The following is a 25032-nucleotide window of genomic DNA, read 5'->3' on the forward strand; positions in this document are numbered from 1 at the left end:
CCTATGCCGGGGCTACGACAAATACTGGTGAGTTTCCGCCGCCGTCGCCGTGCGGCGAGGCATTGCGCGGTTACCCCCAGGAAAGCAACGGCGCGACGGTGCTGCGCTGAAAATCGCCCGCGACGGACAGTGGTGGCTTCACTGGAGCCGCTTGAGCGTGAGCGGAGACTAACTGAAGCCTAGGACCTTTTGATCCTTTGGCAGTGGCGGTTTAACGTCCGAGCTCTGTGTGGATCGATCCGACGGTCAACCGCAGTGAGCCCTCGTAAAAAATGGAGATGAGCCGTAGGGCGGCAGGGGAGAGGCCCATAGTCGGCCATTAGAACGGCATGCGTTGCATTTTCCATTCCAACGCCGCGATAGCGGTGTGTCGATCATTTCAAAATAGATATTGCAAATATTAAGCGCGGGCGACACAAGCGTCATCCGTTGCTCAAGATTGCATCAAGATCTAATCAGGTTATGCCAAGGATATGCCCTTTTTGTCTTTTGCCGACCCTGGAACAAATACTCTCTTTTCAGATGCGACTTATCACATCGAGAAGTACCACAAAGCTCATGAGCATTTTGAGCACTCCCCTTTGCGGTCTCTGCGGTTGATTGATGGGTAGCACTCGCATTTGCACTCGCACGAATCATTGGGGGCCACATTGTCCGAAATTGAATCCCTGCCTGGAATTCCTCCAAGGCCAGAGGCCGCACCTCTTTCCAAAACGGCAGATCACGGTCCCAACGCTGAAGAGGGCGCCGCTTCACTGAATCCTACGAAACTGGGGAAGCGCCGGTTTTCACGTTTCAAAAGTAAAGCACAGCGGGGAATGCTGACTGGCTTAGGTGTCAATTCCACTCCTTCAAAAGGCGCGAGCAAAGGAAGCCCCAAACCACGGATTAGATGGTATTGGGCCGTGAGTGCTGCGGTGATCACCCTCATTGGAGGGACGGCAATTGGCGCAACTCTTCCAGATCCCACGAAAAGTGATGAGTATGTTGCTCTCCAGTCGCAGAAGGACGGCGTCAGCGCGGATCTAGCCAAACTGCAGAGTCGCTATAACACTCTGAACTCGAGTATTTCCGGGCGCGAGTCGACAATTTCTACCAAAGAATCCGCATTGACGGTTCGCGAATCGGCAGTGAAGGCCGCGGAAGACAACGTGAAAAAGCGGGAGGAAGCGGTGACGGCTGCCGAGAAGGCGAAAGCAGCGAACACCATCAAAGAAGGAACCTGGACGGTGGGCAGGGACATCGAACCAGGGACGTACCGAACCACTGCTGACGTAGCGGGAAGCTGCTACTGGGGCATCTACCGCACAGGCTCCAACGGGTCGGACATCGTGGACAATGACATTGTCACGGGCGGGCGTCCTTCGGTGACACTGTCAGCGGGCCAGGATTTCAAATCTTCCCGCTGCGGTTCGTGGTTGAAGCAATGATCTGTTTCATGGTTGCAGAACAGTACATCTTGCCAACGCCGAGAACACGGCTCCTTCCCGGCCTGCCCCTACATTATTCCCGTTTGTACAGAAGTCATCCGATGTACCAGGAGCCGCGGGGCTGATGCAAAGCTGCTGGCTGCCCTTCTCGCCTGTAGTTGAACTGGTCGAGATTGGCGCTGCGGTTGGGAGGCCGGCCTCCAATTTCACGTTACTGTCACCACTCCTTTATTTAAGCCGCCATGTTGGAGGTGGCCGGGTCACGACGCCGAGGAAAGTCAAACATGTCTTCAAAATTCACTATCTATACTGTCCTGCTGGTGGGATCACTCGCTCTTTCCGGCTGTTCAAGCTCTAAACCGGCCGTTACTGCAGAATCCACCTCGACAGCGACACCGACGGTAACCGCGCCACCTGCAAATGGGGGCAGCTACTCAACCGTGTCGGCGCTTAAAGCCGCTTATGTCAAGGCCGGGGGTGCATGCCCGGACTTCATACAAACAAACAAGATCACACTTGCCGCCGAGTCGGCCGAGTGCTCGTCGAATACGGTCATCTCGACATACCTCTCAAGCAGTGACATCAGCCAGCTGATTCAGAATGTGAAGAAACTCAACGCAGATCTGAAATCATCTGGTGGAAACTCGTGGCTTGTGGGGGAGAACTGGGTTATTAACAGCCCGACAACGGCAGAAGTCCAAGGGAAATTAGGCGGAAGGCTTGTCAGCTTCTAGTTTATTGAGGAGCAGTTAGAGCCGATTCTGTTGGCACATTTAGGGGATGGAGATGCGTGCAGGTTGGTGGGACATAGCGGAGTGGTTCCCCAGCCAAACGATCTTCCCGAAGTCAATAGTTAACGATCCAGACAGGAATAAAAAATGACTGATAACACAATCATGACTGATGCAAAGCGCGACGGCAAAGCTCAGGCCGCGGCCGATAAGGCGTATCGCAAGGCCTCGCGTCCCTGGTTCAAGAAGAAGCGCTTCATGATTCCGCTGATCATTCTCGTGATAGCGATCGTTTCGTCGATGGCGAATGGTGGCAAGAGTAATTCTTCAGCCACTGCCACGCCTGCCACGGACGCATCAGCAGTCGCATCTGCTGCGGGGCCCGCAGCAGCAGCACCTGCGGCGGCGCCCGCTCCTGCAAAAGCGGCTCCTGAGGTGGTGCAAGTCGAAGCTGGTACTCTTCTGGCGGACTTCAAGGGCAATGAGGCCGCGGCCGACGCGAAGTACAAGGGCAAGGTTCTGCAGGTCACCGGCTTCGTCGATAAGGTCGACACTGAATTCCTCGATAAGGATCAGTACATCGTGCGGCTCGATAACGGAGACAAGTACAACTTCTTGCACGTCAACTGCAACGACGTGCCAGCAGCACGAGCAGCCACCATTGTGCCCGAGAGCGCGATCACTGTGCGGGGCACTTTTCAGGATGGCGGCGACCTCGGCGTCGAGCTGAAAGCTTGCGAAGTTCTCTAACGGGCTCATCCAGTCTTATCGGTCCGAGTCTGCGCCACTACCTGGGCGCAGACTCGGACCGTTCTGTTTAACCAGGTTCTGTCTGCACAGAGAGTAATCGGCTCTGCTCTCAGATCACCTACGCGGCCGCCGAGCAAGCTCTGACAAGCACCCTCTTCAATCGCGAGCGTCCCATGCCCATGTAGCAAGCCCCTGGTTAACCATTTGGCAGATTGAGGGAGCGGACGCAGGGAGGGAACCTACCCCGCCACTGCCGCCTTCGCTGCCCGGGTGGCGTTCATCCACTCGGTCAGCCATGGGGCCCGGACGCTGGAGGTGATCCGGCAATCGGCCACGAACGTCCCCTTCGCGCCGGCGTCGATCCAATCCTGCAGCGCGGACAGGTCGCCAAGGGAGCGGATGACAGCTGACTCAGCCCCAAGAGCACTCGCAACTCCACTGAAGTCCACCTCCGGAATCAGCATCGGCTTCTCGGTGAGCCCCTGCGAGCCGTACTGGTGGATCTCGGCCCCGTAGGCGGCGTCGTTGTAGATCACCACGATGGCGCTGCGGGCCGTACCGATCAGAGACTCGAGGTCGGACAGGCCCATCAGGAAACCGCCATCGCCGGAGGCCAGCACCAGAGTGCGGCCGTCCTCCAGCGCGCGGGCTGCCCCGACGGCGCTGGCCAGGCCCAGCCCGATGGTCTGGTAGGCGGTCCCCACCATCACCAGGTCCTGCGGCCGCGGGATGTTCCAGTACATGGGCGCCCAGCCGATGAAGTGGCCGCCGTCCTGGACCACGGTGCGGCGCTCCGGCAGCACGGCGTCAAGGGCGGTGGCGAGGGCGCGCGGGTCCAGGCGCCCGTCCACAGTTTCGGCCGAACCCAAATCCTGCCCCGGCCCCGCAGCCAGGCGCTTCGAGGCTTCGGCGCGCCAACCAGCCGCAGCGGCCTCGCCGTCCAACAATGACAACAGCCGCGTAGCAGCAGCCTTCGCGTCCGCGCTGACGAACAGGTCCACCCGCGGGTTCGTCTGCTCCACCGCAGTGTCGATCTGGATGACCGTGGCATCCGGGCCCAGCAGGTGCCCGAACCGCAGGGTGAACGGGCTCAGGCTGGCCCCGGCCACCAGGACCACGTCGGCCTCGCCCATGAGCCCGGCCGCCGTGTCGGTGCCGAAACCGCCCGCCACGCCCAGGTACCCCTCGCCATTGAGGAGGTTGAGCGCCAGGGCGGTTCCGGCGGTCAGTGCGCCCAGCCGGTCGGCGAGTTCGCGGAGTTCCTCCCTGGCGCCGGCGAGGTGTGCGCCCCGGCCGGCCAGGATCAGCGGCCGCCTGGCACCGGCCAGCAGGCGGGCGATTTGCCCGAGGCCGCCGTCGACGTCGTCCGTCACCTTTGGTGCCGCCGGTTCCGGAAGGTCCTCATCCGAAGCCTCGAGTGCGGCGAGGTCGTAGGGGATGGCAAGGACGACGGCGGTGCGCCGGGTGAGTGCGTATTCCACCGCCTGCCGGGTGATGGCGCCCGCGGCCTCGCGGGTGACGGTGAAGGTGGCGGCGCCGAGTCCTGCGGCGATGGCGGCCTGGTCCACGTCCCAGGGCCGGGCGCCGGTGGTGGGGGCATCGCCGGTGACCAGCACCACCGGGATCTGCGCCTGGACGGCCTCGGCGAGGGCGGTGAGCGCGTTGGTGTAGCCGGGGCCGTAGGTGGTGGTGCCCGCGGCGAGCCGCCCGGAGGTCCGGTAGTAGGCGTCGGCGGCGGCGATGGCGGCGCCCTCATGCCGGACCGGGGAGAAGCGGAGGCCCTGCTGCTCGGCGGCGTCCAGGAAATAGACGTTGCCGTTGCCCATGACGCCGAAGACGTCGCTGACATAGCTGCTGAGAACCTGCGCCACGCGGCCCGAGACGGTAAGTGAAGTCATGCAGGCATCGTGTGGCCTGGCGCGGAAACAGGCAACACACGGAAATTCAGTTGGTACTTTTGGCGGCGGAGGAGCGGGCTAACTGACAAAATGCCCAGTTGTGGTGCGTATCACGCCTCCCGCTCAACGAGCTTCCGGAACGTCTCCAGCTCGCCCTGAAAGCTGCCTTGATACGAGCCGGTCGCGAAGAGCCGGCCGAAAATCGCGGACACGAACCCGCGCGTCACGATCACCTGGTCAATGCGGGTGCCCGCGCCGTCGGCGGTGAACGTCACATCGGACTCGCCCTTCAGGATGGCGTTGCCGAAGCGGGTGCGGATGTGCCGGGGCCGCTCGACCGCGAGGACCTCGGTGGGGCTCGTCATCCGCCCGAACTGCACCGTGTAGCGGCTGCCGGCCTCATCGACAGGACCGACGCGGTCGGTCACGCCGCTGACTCCGCCGATCCATTCATGGAACCGGTCGGGATCAGTCCAGGTTGCGAAAACCCGCTCAGGAGGCGCTCCGACGAACGTGGACAGCCGGTACGTTGGCATGTGTTCAGTATGCGCTCCCCGGCACGCGGAGGCGAGGGTTTGCGGCTTGCCCGCACGCCGGGAAGCCACAGCGACGCACGCCGCCCGATGCGGTCAGTCCGCCGGACGCGATTCCTGCTCTGACAGCCGGCTGATGAGGCCGTCGTAGCGGGGCGGCATGAGCTCCAGGATGGAGATGGCCGTGCTGGTCCGCTCGATTCCCTCGATCTCCAGGATCTCGTTGGTGATGCGGTAGAGGTCGGCGGTACCGCGGGCCACCACCTTGGCCATGAGGTCCGCGTCGCCGGTGGTGGCGTGCACCTCGATGACTTCCGGGATGGCGGCGAGCCCGTTCTCCACCGAGCCCGTGCGGGTCTGGCTGATGGACAGCGAGAGGAAGGCCATGAGTTCGTAGCCGAGCGCGGCGGGGTCCAGCCTGCGGCTGAAGGAACGGAGCGCGCCGCTGCGCTCCAGCCGGGCCAGCCGGGCGTGGACGGTGTTGCGCGCGACGCCGAGTGACCGGGAGAGTGCCAGCGCGCTGGCTTCCGGGTCCTTGTCCAGGGCAAGGATGATCCTGCCGTCGAGCGAATCGAGGGTGCGAGAGGTCGCGATGGTCATATTTTCACCAGAGGTACTAGAAGTTGAGCAGAAGTCCCAAGCACCGGAGCCTACCTTGCATTGTGGTCCGGGTCACTTCCATGATCGGACCTCATGACCAGTGATCAGCTTTTGGCCGTTCCCGAAACTGCGGCGCCCACCCTGCGCGGCGCGGTGGCCGGCCTTCCGTCCTACGTCCCCGGCCGCCGGGGTGCCGGCGCGGACGTCGCCGCCCTCGCCAGCAACGAAAGCCACTACGACCCCCTGCCCTCAGCCGTGGCTGCGGTGGCTGATGCGGCCGGCACCATGAACCGCTACCCGGACAGCGCCGCCGTCGAACTCCGCGAACGGCTGGCCCGGCACCTGGGCGTCACCGCCGGGGAGATCGCGGTGGGGCCCGGCAGCGTGGGCGTCCTCCAGCAGATCATCACCGGACTGTGCGACGCCGGGGATGAGGTGGTCTTCGCATGGCGCTCCTTCGAGGCCTACCCCATCCTGGTGGAACTGGCAGGCGCCCGGCCGGTCCGCGTCCCGCTGGACGGCGCCGAGGGCCACGACCTGGACGCCATGGCCGCCGCCGTCACCGACCGGACCAAGGTGATCCTGCTGTGCACGCCCAACAATCCAACTGGTGTGCCGATCAGCCATGACCGACTCGAGGCCTTCCTGCAGTCCGTCCGCTCCGACGTCCTGGTGGTGATCGACGAGGCCTACGTGGAATACGCCGACGCCGGCAGCGGCCCCGATTCCCTGGCGCTCTACCGCCGGTACCCGAACGTCTGCATCCTCCGCACCTTCTCCAAGGCCTACGGCCTCGCCGGCCTCCGCGTGGGATATGCCATTGCGACGCCGGCCATCGCCGAAGGACTGCGCCGCACCGCCCTGCCCTTTTCCGTGAGCGCGCTGGCGCAGAAGGCCGCCATCGCGTCCCTGGACGCGGGGGAGGAGATGGCAGCGCGCGTTTCCTTGGTGAAGCAGGAGCGCACCCGGATGGCAGCTGCGCTGGAGGCGCAGGGCTGGAAACTGCAGCCGAGCCAGGGCAACTTCCTGTGGCTTCGCGCCGACGAGGACCTCCGGGGCCGGCTGGTGGAGGCCTTCGATGCCGCCGGCATCATGGTGCGCGCGTATCAGGGCGACGGCGTGCGGATCACCGTTGCCGATCCCGCTTCCAACAACCGTGTGCTCCGGCTCCTGGCAGCGCACGCGGCCTGACAGCTTTCCGACTTCTCTCCAATCCGTTCCACTACAACCAGAGGAATTTCCATGGAACAACAGACAAAGACGTCTGCGCGCCCACTCGGCGCAGCCCTCAAACCCCGCCAGCTCACCATGATGGGACTGGGCAGCGCCATCGGCGCCGGCCTGTTCATCGGCTCCGGCGCGGGCATCCAGGCAGCCGGCCCGGCGGTGCTGATCTCCTACCTCGTGGCCGGCACCCTCATCATCCTGGTGATGTGGGCCCTCGGCGAAATGGCCGCCGCCAACCCGGACAGCGGCGCCTTCTCCGTGTACACCGCCAAGGCCTACGGTCCGATGGCCGGCGCCACGGTGGGCTGGCTTTGGTGGATCCAGCTGGTGGTGGTCATCGCCGCCGAGGCGCTCGGCGCGGCCGGCCTGCTGGCCACCATCTTCCCGGCGCTGCCGGTGTGGCTGATGGCGTTCGTTTTCATCGTGGTGCTCACGGCCGTGAACCTGACCAGCGTGAAAAACTTCGGCGAGTTCGAGTTCTGGTTCGCCCTGCTCAAGGTGGCGGCGATCGTCGGGTTCCTGCTGGTGGGCTTTGCGCTGCTGTTCGGCTGGCTGCCGGGCGTGCAGTCGCCCGGCCTGTCCAACTTCACCGGTGCCGGGTTCGCGCCGAGCGGTTTCGCGGGGATTGCGACGGCGCTGTTTGTGGTGGCGTTCGCGTTCGGCGGCACCGAGATTGTGTCCGTGGCGGCGGCCGAGACGGCCGAACCGGCCCGCAGTGTGAAGAAGGCAGTCCGCACCGTGCTGTGGCGCATCCTGGTGTTTTACATCGGTGCCATCTTTGTGATCGCGGCTGTTGTTCCCGTTGGTTCGGCGGGGCTGAAGAGCCCGTTCGCCGCCGTGCTGGACGCCGCCGGCATGCCCGGTGCGGCCACCGCCATTACTCTGGTGGCTGTTGCGGCACTGTTGTCTGCCCTCAACGCCAACCTTTACGGTGCTTCACGGATGGCGTACTCATTGGCCGAGCGGGGTGAAGCTCCGCGTTGGCTCGCTTCGGTTTCGAAGGCACGGGTGCCGGTTGTCGCCGTGCTGGCCAGCGTGGCGTTCGGTGTTGTGACCGTGGTGCTGGAGCTGGCATTCCCGGAGAAGGTCCTGCCCGTCCTGCTGAACATTGTGGGCTCGACGTGCCTGCTGGTATGGACGTCAGCTCTCCTGGCCCAGCTGGCGCTGCGCTTCCGGGCCGACCGCGACGGGACCGAGCTTCCGCTTCGGATGCCCGGGTTCCCGTGGCTCACTTCCCTTGGCCTGGTGATCCTCGCTGCGATCTTCACCGTGGGCTTCATCGGCGAGGACTCGCGTCCCCAGTTGCTGAGCACGTTCGGGCTCGTCGCGGTTCTGGCGGTGGGGTGCTGGGTGAATCACCGGAAGCGGGAAGCTCGGCGCGTTGATGAAACTCCGAATGGTGAGAAGGAGCCGGTGCTCATCGACTGAATCGGTTAGTTCGACCCATCCTAGGTCAGAGCCAAAGGAGGGCGCGTCCGGCTACTGCCGGGCGCGCCCTCGAATGAATGCATTCCCTGTGACCAAGGTGGCCATCGGGCTGCTCACCCAGTCAAGTCAACCGAGCAGGTCGCGGTGGCGTCTACCCGCGCTAACGCCATTGAAATTGGGAAGCCGGTAGGTGTCCAAGCAGTAGCGTTGGCGAAAAGCGTCTCGTCTCACAACTTCCAGACTCAAACCTCGTCAGCCATACGGGGAATACCGGCTACATAGCGAGAATGGTGGCGGTGCCTCCGCCGCCCATAACCTTGATGAGAAGGATGCGATTATCGCTACAGCAATGCTCGTGGCAATCCATGCGCGGGCTGAGGAGTTGGTAATCAAAGGCGAGGTTGAAGGACGAGTTTTACCAAAGATGGACTGCAGGTTTCGGGGAGTCGTCCGGACCGAAAATATAATACGGACCCGGGTGAACCGCTCCAGCCTAAATGAAAAAACCCAGCTCCCACAGCAGCGGCTTTCCTTTACAAATTAGTGGGGTTCCGTCCCCTCAAGCGCCGGGGAGATTCGCCTGAACGTGTGCCCTTTGGAGCACGAGGTTGATTATCCATAACGTCCCTACGCATCATTCTTAGGTAGATGACCCGCCTGAGAATTAGGAAGGTCATTCGCTCTGCGAATGAATTCCACCAGCTTTTCCATTTGCTCGAGGAGACCGTGAAGCCAGGGTGTGGTTTGCGACCAGTTGCCTACAACAGCGTTGGCTACCAACGCTTTCCTTAATTTGATAGGCGTGCCAGTGTGCTGGTCATCTCTTAAAGGGTTTACGTACAAGGCCCCTGTCCAGAGAGACTCTGCATTTTTGTGGGCCTCCTTTACTGCTTTACGGAGCAGATTAACGGGCACATAATTCTCGATTGTGTAACCTTCCGTGATCCATGAATGCCCATGCAGATCCTCCAATAGTGCGGAAGCAACTTTCTCTTTACTCTCGCCAAGTGAATCGGAGAACTTTTCCTTGTCAGAGTCCATCACAACTACCATGTTGCGATTCAGTCTACGAAGCGAAATAAATTCTTCAACGTCACTCTCCGGGTCATCAGTAGATAGGTGATTTAGCACCGACCCCCCATAAAACATAATGACGTAGTGGATGCCTTCAATGAGATCACTGTCAAAACACCTCAACCAGTGACTGATGTAGATTCGATCAGACGGACCTTCAACCCATATCACGCAGTTTGCTTGGACTATGTCTGATGCTCGGTAGCCAAGTTCCGCGCTAATTCTCGACAAATGATGCGGCGTAACAGCAGGCTGTACGACTGTCCCGTCTTGTTCCATGGTGACATGGGATATTGAAGCATTGTTTTGATCGAGAATATGAGCGGAATGAGTCGCAACAAGATACTGATTCGTAGTCGCTGCACCTGCTAGGTAGGCCAAGAGCCGTCGCTGAAGGAGAGGGTGAAGGTGCACCTCTGGTTCCTCGATACAGACGAGGCTATTTTCGATGACCGTGGCCGCGGCTGCGAGTATAACCACTTGGTGGATTCCGTCGCCGAGACTTTCGAGGGGCAAGACTCGTCCATGGCTTTTGAAAAGTATTACATCTTGAGTATGCGGAATGAGAATTTGCGCTTGAGGACTTTCGGTAACAATTCTGACAAATTCGTTTATCGCGCAAAACTTTGTTAGTAGTTTTGGGTCATGGTCAACTGGGTTCTGCAAGGCGGCCAGTTTCTTGATGAGCCCCAGGCCGCTGTGAGATGAAGTGCCGTCCTCTCCGGCCTTCACGCGCCTCGACGACTCAATAAATTCAACGTCGGGGATGTGTTTTAGTATTTCTAAGCTATTGAAGATCCGTTGCATGTCTACAAAGGGATTATCTTCATGGCTGTGTGGACGCTGTTGAATGGCAGTAAGTATTCCACGAAGGGAGAGGATGCTTCCACGGTCATAGAATGGTTCTTCGCCAGACTGGTCCTTTTCGAAGTCGCGAAGATATGTATCGGTTGCTCGCTCAAGCTGATCCAAATCAAAGCGCAGGTTTCCTTCTCCCTCGCTGAGGTAGTCAATCCAACAGAGATCATTGCCCTTTTGCCTGAAGGCCGGCTGCTGTAATAGATGACGGAGAGAGTCGAAGGTTCGCTGTTGATCTTCCTTTTCGGCGAGTCGGGGTGCTAATTCCAGGAGCGAGGCTTTGTCTGTGTTCAGCCCAATGCTCACCGCAGGCTGTACAGACTTGGGGGTTTTGGGCTTGTCAAGATCGGAGAAGTCCGCGAAGGGGTTACCGTCCCTCAGTGCGGGAAGGTAGTGAGACGCAAACCTAAGAATGTTGGATTTTCCCACGTTGTTGGCTCCGACGATCAGGTGAACGGAACCCAAAGGGCCAATGCGCTGCGGACCCGGACTCCAAAAACTTCGGTAACCAGTGAAACCAAAACCAGAGACTGCAGAGATTCGCTTCATTCGCATAATTCTACCCCCATTTCACGAATATATTAAAACCCGCATTGTCGTTGCATTGTCTACCTCGAGGAGTATTACGACTTCATGGGTTTCAAGCTTCCCGGAGCAGGGAGGCTGATGGTAAATATTCATCTGATCATCCTGATTATGTGACCTCGTTCTCAAAGCTCTCGACCGTCGTGACGATATATGTTTAACTCGATGATGCAGGTTAACTTCATCGAAGAGCATTAGGGATTGTAGACTCGTCTGGTGTTGAACATAGGGTTCTTGCTGGGTGGGCATCAATTCCCGACGACGATAACCCTATTACGGGCAAACCCAATCTTCTATAAGCGTTCATATCACTGTCGTGTCCTCCGTCAAGTCTGCTGAAACTCGTCAAATGGTATTCGGTTCCAGAACCGAAGCAGGCATGTAGCGCCAACTGCGCGCAAGGAAAGGAGTGCCCGGTAACTTGAAAGGCATTCGGAACGATGTCGGATGCACTCGCCATGCAGAATCGTCACGTTACTCGGGAAGAACATGATGTGGACGTATGGGCAATTCCTTTGAAGCGATTGCCGGCCTCTTCACTGGCTTGAGCGCGGCCATACAGGCCCCTGACAGCAGTACTTATCCTTTACCCCGTGGCCGTCATTCTCATTAATCTGGTGAAGTTCGCGTTTAGGCGCTGCTTGCTGTGACGAACCGGGCGGACCACCGGTCCGGGATGGATATAGGGCGACACCAATTATCAGCTGACACCGTGCCGTTCGAATGCGAGTCTTTTCTGTTTGCGACCCCGTAAATGGTACTCAAAATCTCAGTTGTCAGCAGGCGCGCTAAAAGCTTGAGAGCTTTAAGTCGACCGCTTTTAGGCCAGTAAGCACTTCCTGCACCGCTTTTAATTCAGTAGAAGGGTCTAGATTTCTTAGCGTAAGACTTGGACTTCTATGCACAAAATCACCACGCTCTGATCCCCAGGAACTCATGTGATTCAGCCATGTTTGTTCAAGGTCATCGGCCAGTATGCCTACCCGAGTGAAGAGCGGTAGGATATCAGCCTCTTTGACTCCATTGTTTGAGCTGAGTTGGTGGCTCAATTCGGCCATTCCTTTTTCAATGTAGAAGTCAATATCCTGGACGTTATCCAAAGCGGATCCTTTTTTACTCGATGCCGCAACTACCTTGCGCTCACCCGAGTAATAGCCAATAAGACCAATCACGACGCGACTGGCTTTTTGGTCTGCGTCCCACCGCTTCTTGTGAAGGAGCGCAACTTCCTTCACACGATCTTCGATATAATGCTCGACTTCTGCATGCGCGAGGATCCTGAAAACCATTGCCCTATCATGGACACGTTGGGGGTAGGATCCGGTAGGATCTAGCTTTCTTGGTAACCATTTCTTTCGAAGTTCCGAGATTCCTCGAATCAACGATCTGTACCTCTTGGATGTGCCAGTGCTCATTGACGGTGTTTCTCCATCAGCTGTTCAACGTCATCGAGCGCAGGGAGTGCGATATCAAGCGTCTGCTCTAGGGTGTGGCCCCATTTTTGAAGACGCGTTAGGGTTGCAGTGAGTGTCTTGGTTGTGGTCTGGATGGAATTATTGAAATCGGCGTCAGATGTGTTCAAGTTTTGAAATGCCCGCTCTACGGCTGAAGGCTTTGCGAGAGCTCGTTCCCGCACGTCCGTGGACTTGAAGTAGTACGTCATCGTGTCGAAAACAGCTCTATTGAAATTCCGCTGGTAACCATCAGTAGTCCAGCGCCGGAACGCATTCGAACCAAAAATTTCCAATGTGCAACCTATTGCCGCGTCAAGGGATTTGGCAGATTTCTCGACGTCATCTTTACTGCGAGGCCATTCAATATTCAACTGCAAAGTTGTATCGTCTAGAAAGCGTTTTAGATTGCCCTGATAATTTTCTAGAAAAAAATCAAAAGCGAAGAATCGTAAGGCGATTTCAACGTCTCGCATTCTAAAATCGGGTCGTTGGATATTAAGGGCTTTCTTGAGCGGCCTGGAATTGGAGGCATACGCGTCTAGAAACTCGGTAAAAGGCCCCGGTGCTAGTGCTTGACGCAATTCCTGAGGTGAAAGCCCGACACTTCCGGTGTTTAATCTAAGAAAAATTAAGTTTAGGAAATCCTCATCAGGCCATGAACGAACAACCACAGTGCGGATCGTCTGGTTAAGAAATGAGTTAAGGTCGTCAAGGAATTGTACTGATTCCTCCAGGTTTGCCAAGCTCATAGACTTAAGCTCCGGTCTGATATCAAGTCCTGTGAGGCGCAGCGGACGAAACTCTTCCATGCCGGAATCAAGGCTCGAACTCGAGGCGAATTGTTGTATTGCCAGCAGTCGCTGTTTGCCATCGAGGACAATGTATTGACCTCTGGCATTAGCTTTTTCGGCTAACACTATTTGCGGAACCGGAAGCTGAAGGATGAGGCTTTCAATGAACCGACTTTTCCTGACCGCATCCCAAGCATCCCGACGTTGAAACTTGGGTGACAAATCAAAGTTTCCCCGGCGCATCTGACTCAAAATCGTCTCAACAGTCCAGTCCGTCCCCGTAACCACAGCCTGATGACCTTGGGCCAACTTCAGGTCTGACTCAGCGTCGTAGGCATCGCCCCAGAGTGGCTGGGACTCTTCGTAAGTTTCTTCGCTCAAGACCTGTTCCTTATGGAAGTGATATCGGTGGTTGATCCTAATCGACTCTAGCCTCTTGTTTGGTTGCTTAGGGATGCGCAGGCAGCCTTCTGCGCGAGCTCACCGGCCCCTGTCTGAAGCACTCTCGACAGTCCTGCGCGGCGTTAAGCTGTGGCCATCATGTTGCCCTCGTTCCTGCTGGCAAATAGCCTGGCCCAGTGAAGACATCCGATGGGGGACCATCAGTTGAACAATTGTCGGAGGGGTTATATGAACAGCTCAAAACTGAAAGGCTAATAGCTGGTCTTTCTAAAGTTCCCGAGCTAGAACCGGAATTTGAGTTCATTGAGGACGAAGACTCTCCAGACATTCTCTCCCGTCACGTCGCAGACGCAGTTCGAAAAGCTCTCGCCGGAGCGAGGCCGACTGACAGGGTGGCTCTGGCAAATCGACTTCTTCAGGAGCTTCACTACGACGACCTCATCACGGAGGTGCCTTGCCAACTTCATTCTCTTCATACTCCTGACGCATTAAGGCGCGGCCAGCCTCGCCGCCCCAAGACGAAGCTGAGTGACTCGGCGCTTCTCACCAACAGCAAGGACGAGCCCAACCTCGCCGCGGAACTCAGGGCCGAGATAGAGTCCGCGAACACCGTCGACCTTCTCTGCGCCTTCGTTCGGTGGACTGGCCTGAGGCTCCTGGAGCCTGCCTTAGAGCAACTCAAGGAGCGCGGCGCCAAGCTCCGAGTCATCACCACCACCTACATGGGGGCCACCGAACGCCGAGCCATTGACGAGCTCGTCAATCGGTACGGGGCCGAGGTAAAGATTAGTTACGAAACCCAGGCCACGAGGCTGCACGCCAAGGCCTGGCTGTTCCGCCGCAACACGGGTTTCGACACCGCCTACGTCGGCAGCTCTAATCTGAGCCAGGCTGCACTCCTGGACGGGCTGGAGTGGAACGTCCGGCTCAGTTCTGTCGCAACGCCCGCCCTCCTGCAGAAGTTCGAGGTCACCTTCGACAGCTACTGGGAGCAGCGGGCTTTCCAGAGCTACGACCCGGAGCGCGACGGCGTAAAGCTGGACGCTGCGTTGGAACGGAACGGCGGCCGTCGCACAGCGGCCCCGGATGCCCCCACTGGGCTGGAGGTTCAGCCGTTCCTCCACCAGGAGGAGATGCTGGAGGATCTGGAAGCGGAGCGCCTCAAGGGTTTCAACCACAACCTCCTGGTCGCCGCCACCGGCACCGGCAAAACAGTAATCGCCGCCCTGGACTACAAACGGCTGTCCGAAGCTGCCGGTCGCGATCTCAAACTACTCTTCGTCGCCCACCGCCAAGAAATCTTGAAACAGGCGATGCGCACCTACCGTGATGTTATGCAGGACGGAGCCTTCGGTGAGCTCTACGTGGGGGATCACAAGCCGCAGGAGTGGAAGCACATCTTCGCGTCCGTCCAGTCGCTGTCTTCCCTCGGCATCGAGCAGCTGGAGCCTGACTTCTTCGACGTCGTGGTCATCGATGAGTTCCACCACGCCATGGCGCCTACTTACCGGCGGCTGCTGGACCATCTGAAACCGCAGCAGCTCCTCGGACTCACGGCGACCCCAGAACGCGGGGACGGCGTTGACGTCGCCAAACAGTTCTTCGACGGGCGTACCGCGAGCGAACTAAGGCTGTGGGACGCCCTCGACGCCGACCTGCTGGTCCCGTTCCACTACTTCGGCGTCTCCGATGACGTGGACCTGAGTCAGTTGGAATGGAAACGCGGCAACTACGACACCACCCAGCTGAGCGCCCTCTACACCGGAAACGACGCCCGCGCCGCCAAGGTGATTCGCGAACTCCGGGACAAGGCCACCAGCACCGATCAGATGCGGGCCATCGGCTTCTGCGTCTCCGTGCAGCACGCCCGCTACATGGCCGAGGTGTTCAACAGGGCTGGCATTGCCGCCGTCGTCGTCGACGGCACCACTGACAATGCTGACCGCGATGAGGCCCTCCGGCGCCTGGGGCAACGGGAGATCAACTGCATCTTCGCCGTCGACCTCTTCAATGAAGGCCTGGACCTGCCGCAGGTGGACACCATCCTGCTGCTCCGGCCCACGCAGAGCGCCACGATCTTCCTCCAGCAGCTGGGGCGCGGGCTGCGCCGTGCGGAGGGCAAGGCGGTGCTGACGGTCCTGGACTTCATCGGCCAACAGCGCCGTGAGTTCCGCTTTGATCTGCGCTACCGGGCGCTGACCGGCTACGGCCGCAAGGAGCTGGAGAAGGCTGTCGAGGACGAGTTCCCGTACCTGCCCTCCGGCTCGCAAATCGTGCTGGACCGGGTGGCGCAGAAGGTGGTGCTGGACAACATCAAGGCACAGCTGCGGTTCAACCGGGCACAGCTGGTCCGGGACATCGCCTCGTACGCCGAGACCGAGCTGGAGGCCTATCTGGAGCGGTCCGGGAACGAGGTGAAGACGATCTACCGCTCCACCAAGGACTCGTGGACCGGCTACCTCCGCCAGGCAGGACTGATCGAGGGGCTCTCACCCCTGGAGACCGTGCTGCGCGGGAAGCTCGAGGAGCTGTCGGACGCGGAGGAAAAGAAGCTGCTGGGCCGCATCGCCGCGCTGATTCACGTGGACGATCCGGAACGTGCCGCCGCCTACTCCATGCTGGTCGCTCCCGACGCGCCCCGCTACGCGGAGCTTGGCATGCGCGAGCAGGGCTTCGCCCGCATGCTCTTTTACACGCTGTGGGATGACGGCGGAGGATTCAAGACGTACGACGACGGCCTGGACCACCTGCGCCGCTACCAGTTTGTGTGCCGCGAGATCCGCCAGGTTGTGGAGCTGGGAGAGGCGGCATCGAAACATGCAGCGAAGAGCCTGGGCGCCGGGCTGCAGCACATCCCGCTGCTCTCGCATGCCACCTACCGCCGCGAAGAGGTTCTGGCAGCGTTGCAGTACGGCTCGCTGGAACAGGGCAAGAACGTCCAGCACCGTGAGGGCGTTGCCTGGTGTCCTGCAACTTCCACAGATGCCTTCTTTGTCACTCTGAACAAGGACGACGAGAAGCATTCGGCGACCACGATGTACAAGGACTACGCGCTCAGTCCAGACCTGTTCCACTGGGAGTCGCAGAACGCTACCTCTCCGAGCAGCCCGACCGGTCGGCGATACCTCGACCGGGTTTCCCACGGCTCGAAAATTCTGATCTTCACGAGGAACACAGCGGACGACGAGACTGGCCTAACTGTTCCCTACACATGCTTGGGGCAGGTGGACTACGTGCAGCACGTGGGCGAGAAACCGATCTCGATCACGTGGAAGCTGCACCGGCCGATGCCCGCCGATGTGTATGCCACAGCCGCTGCCGTTGCGCAGTGAGTGAAAACGCGGGGGACATGGCCCGCTTTGTTCCCTTCGCACATGTAGATGGTTAGATGAGTCTTGACCCTCGGGTCACTGCTGCCTACGCCCTACCCGGTAGCTATGGGGACAGAAGAAAGCAAGGATCAGTGTCAGCTCCAGTCAACGAGCAGGTCGAGCTCAACGTCGCACCAGGTTCCATCGTTCACGTTCGAGACGAGGAATGGCTAGTTACGGGAGTAGAGGAAACGGGCGACGGCCTCCTCATAAGAGTCCGCGGACTCAGTGAGCTTGTTCGCGACACAACAGCGGCCTTCTATAAGAGCCTGGACAAAATCGAAGTCGTTGACCCCGCCCAAGCCGTTCCCGTGGCCGATGCGAGCCCAAACTACCGCCGCGCCCGCCTGTGGCTCGAGTCCACCCTCCGTAAGACGCCCATTCCGCAGGATCATGAGGGCCTCACGGTCTCCACGCGCATGCTCGCGGACAAGCTCGAGTACCAGCGCATCGCCGTCGCCCGCGCTTTGGACCCCCAGAACGTCCGCCCCAGAATCCTCATTGCGGACGCGGTCGGCCTAGGCAAGACGCTTGAGATCGGCATGATCCTGAGCGAGCTGGCTCGGCGCGGAAGGGCAGAGCGCGTCCTGGTCGTCACTCCCCGGCATGTCCTTGAGCAGATGCAGCACGAGCTCTGGTGCCGCTTCGCCCTCCCGTTTGTCCGCCTGGACTCCGCCGGCATCCAGAAGGTCCGTCAAACGCTCCCGGCGACGCGCAATCCATTCACGTATTTCAAGCGCGCCATCATCTCGATCGACACCCTGAAGTCAGCCCGCTACAAGGCGCATCTGCAGAAGATCCGCTGGGACGCCGTCGTCATCGACGAATCCCACAACCTCACCAACGCAGGAACGCTCAACAACGAGCTCGCCAGGATCCTCGCCCCCAACACCGAGGCCCTCATCCTCGCCTCGGCAACCCCTCACAATGGCAAGCAAGAATCTTTTGCCGAGCTGATCCGTCTCCTTGACCCAACCGCGATCCGTCCGGACGGCACCTTCGACGGAAACGATATTCAGCGCCTTATTATCCGGCGTCACCGTCACAGTCCCGAGGTAGCCGCCGAGGTTGGCGCCAACTGGATGGAGCGCCTCGAACCAGACAACCGTCTGATCCCGGCAAGTCCTGCCGAGAACGCCGTCGCCCAGGAAATCGCAGATATGTGGCTATATCCCCAAAACGGTTCCAGCCCCTACTCCGGCGCGAACAGCTCTCTCTTCCCCTGGACGCTCGCGAAAGCTTTCCTCTCAAGCCCTGCGGCGCTTCTTGAAACGGTCAAGGAGCGCCTCCGCAAGGTCGCGGACCCGAAGCTGCCAGCAGAGCACCGGGAGCACGAAGCTCTTGAACACCTCAGGGCCCTGACCGAGGAGTCGCTCAAGAAGCCTTCAGCGAAGTACCAGGAGCTCGCCCAGTACCTGAAAGGAATCGGTGTCGGTCCCAAGTCGGACATGCGCGCCGTCGTCTTTGCCGAGCGGGTCCCCACGCTCATGTGGCTCGAGCGCCACCTCCCCAAGGACCTCGGCCTCAAGCCGGAGAATGTCCGCATCCTGCACGGCGGCCTCAGCGACGTTGAACAGCAGGAGATTGTCGAAAGCTTCAAGCAGGAGTCCTCACCCATCCGCGTGCTTGTCACAGGAGACGTCGCCTCCGAAGGCGTGAACCTGCACAGCCAATGCCATCACCTCATCCACTTCGACATCCCGTGGTCGCTTATTCGCATCGAGCAGCGCAACGGCCGCATCGACCGGTACGGTCAGAAGAAGAACCCCCAGATCACCACGCTCCTCCTGCACCCGAACCACGAGAAGTTTGCCGGAGACCTGAAGGTCATTACCCGCCTCATGGAGCGCGAGCATGAAGCCCACGGCGCCCTCAATGACGTCGGCTCTCTTATGGGCGAGCACAGCGTAGAGGCAGAACAGAAAGCGATCCTCGCCGTCCTCACAGGCAGGAAGTCGGAGGACCAGGTCGTGCGGACCGTCGAGGACGTCCTTGACCCGGCCCACACCGCCGACGGCGCCTTCGACGATTTCGACAGCTTCTTCGAGCAGCTCACCGCGGACGACGGCGGCGACTCACCCCGGGTGCCGACGGACGCCGGCGGAGGGCTTTATTCCAGCGAGCTGGACTACCTCGACGACGCCCTCCACGAGGCCTTCGGTAACCCCGAAGAGCCACCCTCCAACGGCGCCGGGGGAGGGGTGAACTGGAGGGTCCACGCCCAGCACCAGGTCGCAGAACTCGAACCACCCCGCGACCTCCAGCAGCGGCTCGCGCACCTGCCGCAGGGCTACCTCGCCGACCGCAAGATCACGGAAAAGCTCAAACTGGCCACGACCCTGGACAAGGGCCAAAATGAGCTCGACGCAGCCAAGAAGGCCATCCCGGCGAAGGGCGAGAAGGCAACCACCTGGCCAGAGGCCCACTTCCTCGGCCCGCTGCACCCAGTCCTCGAATGGGCCAGCGACCGCGCCCTCGCGTCGATGGCCGGCAACGAGGTTCCCGTGGTCCGCGCCGACGTCGAGGAGCCGAGCATCCTCCTCATGGGCACGCTGATGAACCGCCGAGGACAGGTCATCTCCCAAGCGTTCTTCGCCACGCAGGGCGGCAAGCTGTGCATCCCCGAGCAGATCGGCAGTCTCGCCGAGTACCTCCGTGGTATCGGCCTCACCGACAAGTCGATCAACACCGGGCCCGTCGCGGACGCCGGGGCGTATCAGCCTTATATCGCCCGGGCCGTCAAAAACACCACTGGCTCGCTCGACATAACGTTCGAGGCCGCCGCCCAGGCCGCGGATCATCGGCTGGGGGAATGGCACGGCCGAGCGGACGCGTGGAGCGAAGTCAACGGGCAGGCACAGCTCCCCGGCATGAGTACGCGGCGCCTCAAAGAGAACAAAACACGCGTCAAGCAGGAACAGGAGATCGTCTCCTCCCTTGCCCCGGACCGCCGCCTTGTGCGGCCGCTGCTCGTCGTCGTGCCCCTCAACACCCCCGCGGAAGGAGAGCACTGAGATGCCCTCGTTCGATTCATTCGTCGTCGGTGAGGACTTCGTCAGCGAGCACTTCTTCACCACGGACACCACCAAAGCCGGCGAGTCCTTCCAATCCGAGGTCCTCAGGCTCCGCAAGGAATGGGACGACACGTCCAAAGAAGGCCACGAGTCCCCGCTGGACCGATTCCGAAAGGCTCGCGGCCAACTCCAGATTGACCTTGGCACCCTTGCCGAGGAGCAGGGTAACGCCTCTCGCGTCTACCGGGACCTGCGCCAAGCGCTCGGCTTCCAAGGCACGAGCACCACGTTCAAGGCCGAACGAAGCGGTGCCGAACTCCTGGCGCACCGCGTTTGGTCTACCCCGAACAACGACGTCCTCTTCGTTGAAGCCCAGCCGGCCGACTCCCTCGAAGACGCCCTCGCCAAGGACCGCGGCGACCTCCTCCAGAAGCCGCTCGTGGACGACAAGGAAGCCAACTATTCGGCCAGCAAGCTCATCTCCGAGCTCTACCAGACCGACGAAGCCCCGCAGTTCATCGTCCTTATGGCCGGCCGCTGGCTCATCCTGACCGAGCGCGAGCGGTGGCCCGAAGGCCGGTACCTCGCCGCTGACGCCCTGCTCGCCGTCGAACGGAACGACACCAAACGCGGAGGCGAACTGGACCGCTTCCTCGCCGTCTTCGGGCGCGACTCGCTCCACCCGGACGCGAACGAGCAGATCAGGTGGAACAGCGTCATCGAGTCCTCGGTCAAGCACACCGTAGGCGTCTCGAAGGACCTCCGCGAAGGCATCCGGCTCTCCATCGAAATCATCGCCAACGACGTCCTCACCCGCCGCACCGCAGCCGGGATGTCAAACGACTACGTAGACGGCCAGTCGCTTGCACGCCAGTCCCTGCGCTTCCTCTACAGGATCCTGTTCCTGCTCTACGCCGAGGCCTCGCCGGAGATGGGAGTCATCCCCGTCGGCGACGAGCAATACGATCAGGGCTACGGCATGGACCGAATCCGGGAGCTCGTCCTCAACCCGATCACCTCGGAGAAGGCCAAGCAAGGCACCCACCTTTACGACTCCCTCAACCTGCTCTTCACCCTGGTTAACAGGGGCCACCGGCCGATGCAGGCCGACGACGCGCTCACCTTCGAAAACCTCGAAGCTGATCTCTTTTCGCCGTCCCGGACTGCTGACATCGACGGGGTCAAGCTCGGCAACGCCCCGCTCCAGAAAGTCCTTGAGCACCTCCTGCTGAGCAAGGAGGCCCGCGGCAAGGACCGCGGCTTCATCTCCTACGCCGAGCTCGGCGTCAACCAGCTCGGAGCTGTATACGAGGGACTCATGTCCTACACAGGCTTCATTGCGCAGGAGGACCTCCACGAGGTCGCCAAGGACGGCGACTCGTCCAAGGGCTCATGGGTTGTTCCGGTGACACGTTCCGCCGAAATTGATGCCAAGCACTTCGTCAAGACGCAGGATGAGGTAACCGGACAGCTCAAGCCGGTCCTTCACCAGAAGGGCACCTTCGTCTTCCGGCTCGCCGGCCGGGAGCGGCAACAGTCGGCCTCGTATTACACTCCTGAGGTGATGACGAAGTTCGTCGTCTCCCAGGCTCTGGAGGAACTACTCGACCAGAACGGCACGACGACGGCCGCCGACGAGGTCCTCAACCTCACCGTCTGTGAGCCCGCCCTCGGTTCTGGAGCGTTCGCGATTGAAGCCGTGCGTCAGCTGGCCGCACAGTACCTCGAGCGCAAGCAGAAGGAGCTCGACGTGCGCATCCCGGCCGACGAGTACCCGCTCGAGTTGCAGAAGGTGAAAGCGCAGATCGCCCTGCACCAAGTGCACGGCGTGGACCTCAACGCGACGGCGGTCGAGCTCGCCGAGGTCTCCCTTTGGCTGGACACGATGGTGGCCGGTTTGCAGGCGCCGTGGTTCGGCCTCCGGCTTCGCCGCGGCAACTCACTCATTGGTGCCCGCCGCGCGACATACTCTGCGGCTCAGGTCAGGGACAAGTCCTGGCTCACCTCGACACCACAGGACGCCCCCCTCAGCGGGCTGGCTGCCGGGCTGGGAACGGACGATGACGATCCCGCCGTGGTCGGACGGGTCCACCACTTCCTCCTCCCCGCTCAGGGGTGGGGCGCAGCCTCGGACGCCAAGGAGGTCAAGGACCTCGCTGGCGACGCGCAGAAGGCCCTCGGGGCGTGGCGCAAGTCTCTGCGCGCTAAGCCGACAAAGCAGCAGATCGACCGCCTGCTCAATCTTTCCCGACGGGTCGAGTCTCTGTGGAAGCTCACGCTGCGCCGCTTTGACATCGCAGATCAGGAAGCCCGCCGGGAGATCGACTACTTCGGCAAACCGAAGGCGCCCAAGCCTGCTGAAACCACACGGGCCGTGACCCGAGCCGAGATTGAAGAGGCAATCAACAACCCAAACGGCGCCTACCAGCGACTCCGTCGTGTGATGGACGCCTGGAACGCATTATGGTTCTGGCCGCTGACCCGGCAAGCCACAAAGGGAGCCGTCCCGCCGAGCCTCGACCAATGGCTCGACGCTCTAGAAGACCTGCTCGGACGAACCGGTAAGGACTCCCGAATGGTGGGCCAGCGCGCCCTCAGCGCGGGTGCAAACTGGGATGAGCTTAACGATGCGGAACACGCCGATCTCCAGCTCGCACTGGCGAGGGACGTGGAGGATCTGCTCTCAGAGCATCCGTGGTTGTCTGTATGCGACCGTGTGGCTCGAGACCAGGGATTCTTCCACTGGGAGCTGGACTTCGCCTCCGTCTTTGGGCGCGGAGGTTTTGATCTGCAGGTGGGAAATCCGCCATGGGTCAGGCCGCGTTCTGACGAGGCCGCGCTCCTTGCAGAAGGTGACCCGTGGTGGCAGCTCATCGAGAAGCCTACGCAGGCTCAGATTCGTTCGAAGCGCGAGGCAACGCTGGCCCTCGATGGAATGCGCGAGTACTTCGTCGAGACCGCGATAGTTATCCCTCAAGTGGCTGAATTTGTCGGTGATCCGACCGTATATCCGCTCCTGGCGGGACTCCAACCTGATCTTTATCGCGTCTTCATGGAACGAGTATGGAAATCAGCTTCACACAGTGGAGCAGCTGCGCTCCTCCACCCCGAGTCGCATTTCACGGAGAAGAAGGCGGCAATGCTGCGGGCGGAGACGTATCGGCGACTGCGGCGTCACTGGCAGTTCATTAACGAGCTGTCTCTGTTCGAGATCCACCACTTGGTCTCGTATGGAGTTCATGTTTATGGGCCCCACCGGAATAGTCCGCGATTCAAGATGGCCGCCTCCCTGTATCACCCGGAAACGGTTGTGCGATCCCTCGCCCACAACGGCGATGGACCAGTGCCTGGGCTGAAGGACGATGAAGGCAATTGGGACCTCCGGCCCCATCCGGAACGGATCATCGACGTTGACGAGTCGGTCCTCACGGTTTGGGCGGACATTCTCGATGAACCCGGGACGCCTCCAGTCCAAGCCCGTATGGTCTACCCCGTGAACCGCGCCAGTTCCCGGGTTCTCGAGAAACTGAGCAAGGCTCCAAGGATTCGAGAGCTCGGCTTCCAATACTCAAGCGGCTGGCATGAGGCTGCCGACCGAAAGAAGGGCTACTTCGAGGTCGGATCTGCCGTGCCTCACTCTTGGGACGATGTGATCCTGCAAGGTCCCCACTTCAGCGTTGCTAATCCTTTCGCCAAACAGCCTAACCCGACGATGAAGAACAACCTTGATTGGACCGAGATCGATCTCGAGGCTCTCCCGGAGAATTTCATCCCACGCACCAGTTATCAGCCTTCTGGCGCACGACTTGATTACGACGCCGCATTCACCAGATGGGCGTTCTCGGGTCGTGTGGAATCGTCCAGGAAACAGGCTCGGCTTGCGTGGCGGCTGATGGCCGCCACGACCGGCGTGAGGACTTTTTATCCCACTGTGATTCCAGCAGGTGCCGCTCATGTCAATGGTGTCATCGCTGCCGGTGGACCGGCTCTGCTTGACAGCGGATTGCTTCTCGAAGCGGCAGGATTTTTGTCAGCTCTGCCGGTTGATTTTCTTGTCAAAGCAGGGTCTTATGGCCATTTTTATGGCTCCGTTGTGGAAACGCTACCCTTCGTTAGTGATTTCTCGTTGATGCATGCAGTTCGTGTCCGGGCAGCGCGATTGGTTTGTTTGACAAGTAGCTTTGGAGATGTATGGGCAGCTGCGGGCTTAGGTGAGTGGACCGCGAATTCGCCTGCCAGGATCGCGAGTGATCGACGAATGCTTCAAGTAGAACTTGATGCACTGGCGGCGATCGCGCTGGGTATAACGGATGAGGAACTTGCCGTTGCCTATCGGACTCAGTTCCCGGTGCTCCTTGGCTACGAGCGCACGGACCTCTACGACGCGAATGGCCGCAAGGTTCCGGGAGAAGTTGCCAGACTGTACCGGCAGGTTGGAGAGGACATGAGAGTCGAGGATAGGACTTGGACGCACCCCCAGAGCAACGTGGAGTACATCTTCGAGTTCCCCTTCGTTTCGTATGACCGTGAAGAGGACATGCGCAAAGCCTATGCTCATTTCGAGAAGCTTCTGGCGGAGAAGAGCTAATGGCCGTCCTCCTGCCCACACATCAGGTCAAGGACCTTCAGGTTGGGCTGATTGACTATCTGTCGACGACGTTCGCCCTAACCGACCGGGACGCGCGCAACGGTCTGCAAGGGTTTCTGGAGGATCCGCAGGACGGCATCTTTAAGGGTCCGTTCGTGCGGCTTAGGCTTCCGTTCGAGCCAGCGGCCGACGGGTGGCGTGCCTGCCTTGACTGGTACAAGGGATTCGCACCCTACGGCCATCAGGCTCTTGCCTTTCAGCGGCTGACGTCGAAGGGGCGGACGACCTCAGCCACGCC

14 protein-coding genes are annotated in these 25032 nt (G+C 60.3%); 8 read left to right on the plus strand and 6 right to left on the minus strand.

From position 1 onward, the window contains the following. Positions 1-905 precede the first annotated feature (905 nt). The 3 genes from LDO86_RS05090 (at position 906) to LDO86_RS05100 (ending at position 2911) form a co-directional block, all read left to right on the plus strand. Entirely contained in the window at positions 906-1430 is a 525-nt protein-coding gene (locus LDO86_RS05090) for a hypothetical protein (protein WP_224084317.1), read from the plus strand. Between the two features lie 284 nt (positions 1431-1714). After that, entirely contained in the window at positions 1715-2164 is a 450-nt protein-coding gene (locus tag LDO86_RS05095; protein WP_224084318.1) for a hypothetical protein, read from the plus strand. Positions 2165-2308: 144 nt separating this feature from the next. Continuing rightward, positions 2309-2911 (plus strand): OB-fold putative lipoprotein, encoded by a 603-nt coding sequence (locus LDO86_RS05100; protein WP_224084319.1) that lies wholly within the window; start codon positions 2309-2311, stop codon positions 2909-2911. A gap of 239 nt (positions 2912-3150) precedes the next feature. On the opposite strand, the gene LDO86_RS05105 is transcribed toward LDO86_RS05100, so the two are convergent. The 3 genes from LDO86_RS05105 to LDO86_RS05115 form a co-directional block, all read right to left on the minus strand. Then, positions 3151-4809 (minus strand): thiamine pyrophosphate-binding protein, encoded by a 1659-nt coding sequence (locus LDO86_RS05105; RefSeq protein ID WP_224084320.1) that lies wholly within the window; start codon positions 4807-4809, stop codon positions 3151-3153. A gap of 110 nt (positions 4810-4919) precedes the next feature. Continuing rightward, positions 4920-5345, minus strand: a complete 426-nt coding sequence (locus tag LDO86_RS05110) for an SRPBCC domain-containing protein (RefSeq protein WP_224084321.1) — start codon at positions 5343-5345, stop codon at positions 4920-4922. Positions 5346-5438: 93 nt separating this feature from the next. Further along, positions 5439-5942, minus strand: coding sequence for an Lrp/AsnC family transcriptional regulator (locus LDO86_RS05115; RefSeq protein WP_224084322.1), 504 nt, complete (start codon positions 5940-5942; stop codon positions 5439-5441). Between the two features lie 93 nt (positions 5943-6035). Here LDO86_RS05115 and hisC point away from each other — a divergent pair, with 93 nt between their 5' ends. Together hisC and LDO86_RS05125 are read left to right on the plus strand one after the other, a co-directional pair. Beyond that, positions 6036-7133 carry a histidinol-phosphate transaminase gene (gene hisC, locus LDO86_RS05120; RefSeq protein ID WP_224084323.1) on the plus strand — a complete coding sequence of 366 codons (1098 nt, stop codon included), beginning with the start codon at positions 6036-6038 and terminating at the stop codon, positions 7131-7133. A 51-nt stretch (positions 7134-7184) separates the two neighbouring features. Further along, positions 7185-8597 carry an amino acid permease gene (locus tag LDO86_RS05125; RefSeq protein ID WP_224084324.1) on the plus strand — a complete coding sequence of 471 codons (1413 nt, stop codon included), beginning with the start codon at positions 7185-7187 and terminating at the stop codon, positions 8595-8597. Between the two features lie 627 nt (positions 8598-9224). On the opposite strand, the gene LDO86_RS05130 is transcribed toward LDO86_RS05125, so the two are convergent. The 3 genes from LDO86_RS05130 to LDO86_RS05140 form a co-directional block, all read right to left on the minus strand. Beyond that, a complete protein-coding gene (locus LDO86_RS05130) occupies positions 9225-11078 on the minus strand; it encodes an ATP-binding protein (protein WP_224084325.1) in 1854 nt (617 codons plus the stop codon). An 824-nt stretch (positions 11079-11902) separates the two neighbouring features. Beyond that, a complete protein-coding gene (locus tag LDO86_RS05135) occupies positions 11903-12403 on the minus strand; it encodes a hypothetical protein (protein ID WP_224084326.1) in 501 nt (166 codons plus the stop codon). A gap of 122 nt (positions 12404-12525) precedes the next feature. Then, a complete protein-coding gene (locus LDO86_RS05140) occupies positions 12526-13740 on the minus strand; it encodes a DUF262 domain-containing protein (protein WP_224084327.1) in 1215 nt (404 codons plus the stop codon). A 233-nt stretch (positions 13741-13973) separates the two neighbouring features. On the opposite strand from LDO86_RS05140, the gene LDO86_RS05145 reads away from it, so the two are divergent. The 3 genes from LDO86_RS05145 to LDO86_RS05155 all read left to right on the plus strand — a co-directional run bounded on the left by LDO86_RS05145 (position 13974) and on the right by LDO86_RS05155 (position 24734). Further along, complete coding sequence (locus LDO86_RS05145; RefSeq protein ID WP_263422044.1) at positions 13974-17093, plus strand: DEAD/DEAH box helicase; 3120 nt, start codon at positions 13974-13976, stop codon at positions 17091-17093. Positions 17094-17224: 131 nt separating this feature from the next. Beyond that, a complete protein-coding gene (locus LDO86_RS05150; RefSeq protein WP_224084329.1) occupies positions 17225-20146 on the plus strand; it encodes a helicase-related protein in 2922 nt (973 codons plus the stop codon). Between the two features lies 1 nt (position 20147). After that, entirely contained in the window at positions 20148-24734 is a 4587-nt protein-coding gene (locus tag LDO86_RS05155; protein WP_224084330.1) for a DNA methyltransferase, read from the plus strand. Positions 24735-25032 lie beyond the last annotated feature (298 nt).

Origin of the sequence: Arthrobacter sp. StoSoilB19 (assembly GCF_019977275.1) — a bacterium.
Taxonomy (GTDB): domain Bacteria; phylum Actinomycetota; class Actinomycetes; order Actinomycetales; family Micrococcaceae; genus Arthrobacter.

What these genes read in the sequence shown, in the direction of transcription:
- hisC (WP_224084323.1), top strand. Translation starts at nt 6,036, where the DNA reads ATGACCAGTGATCAGCTTTTGGCCGTTCCCGAAACTGCGGCGCCCACC.
- LDO86_RS05125 (WP_224084324.1), top strand. Translation starts at nt 7,185, where the DNA reads ATGGAACAACAGACAAAGACGTCTGCGCGCCCACTCGGCGCAGCCCTC.
- LDO86_RS05135 (WP_224084326.1), bottom strand. Translation starts at nt 12,403, where the DNA reads ATGGTTTTCAGGATCCTCGCGCATGCAGAAGTCGAGCATTATATCGAA.
- LDO86_RS05100 (WP_224084319.1), top strand. Translation starts at nt 2,309, where the DNA reads ATGACTGATAACACAATCATGACTGATGCAAAGCGCGACGGCAAAGCT.
- LDO86_RS05115 (WP_224084322.1), bottom strand. Translation starts at nt 5,942, where the DNA reads ATGACCATCGCGACCTCTCGCACCCTCGATTCGCTCGACGGCAGGATC.
- LDO86_RS05130 (WP_224084325.1), bottom strand. Translation starts at nt 11,078, where the DNA reads ATGAAGCGAATCTCTGCAGTCTCTGGTTTTGGTTTCACTGGTTACCGA.
- LDO86_RS05155 (WP_224084330.1), top strand. Translation starts at nt 20,148, where the DNA reads ATGCCCTCGTTCGATTCATTCGTCGTCGGTGAGGACTTCGTCAGCGAG.
- LDO86_RS05110 (WP_224084321.1), bottom strand. Translation starts at nt 5,345, where the DNA reads ATGCCAACGTACCGGCTGTCCACGTTCGTCGGAGCGCCTCCTGAGCGG.
- LDO86_RS05095 (WP_224084318.1), top strand. Translation starts at nt 1,715, where the DNA reads ATGTCTTCAAAATTCACTATCTATACTGTCCTGCTGGTGGGATCACTC.
- LDO86_RS05105 (WP_224084320.1), bottom strand. Translation starts at nt 4,809, where the DNA reads ATGACTTCACTTACCGTCTCGGGCCGCGTGGCGCAGGTTCTCAGCAGC.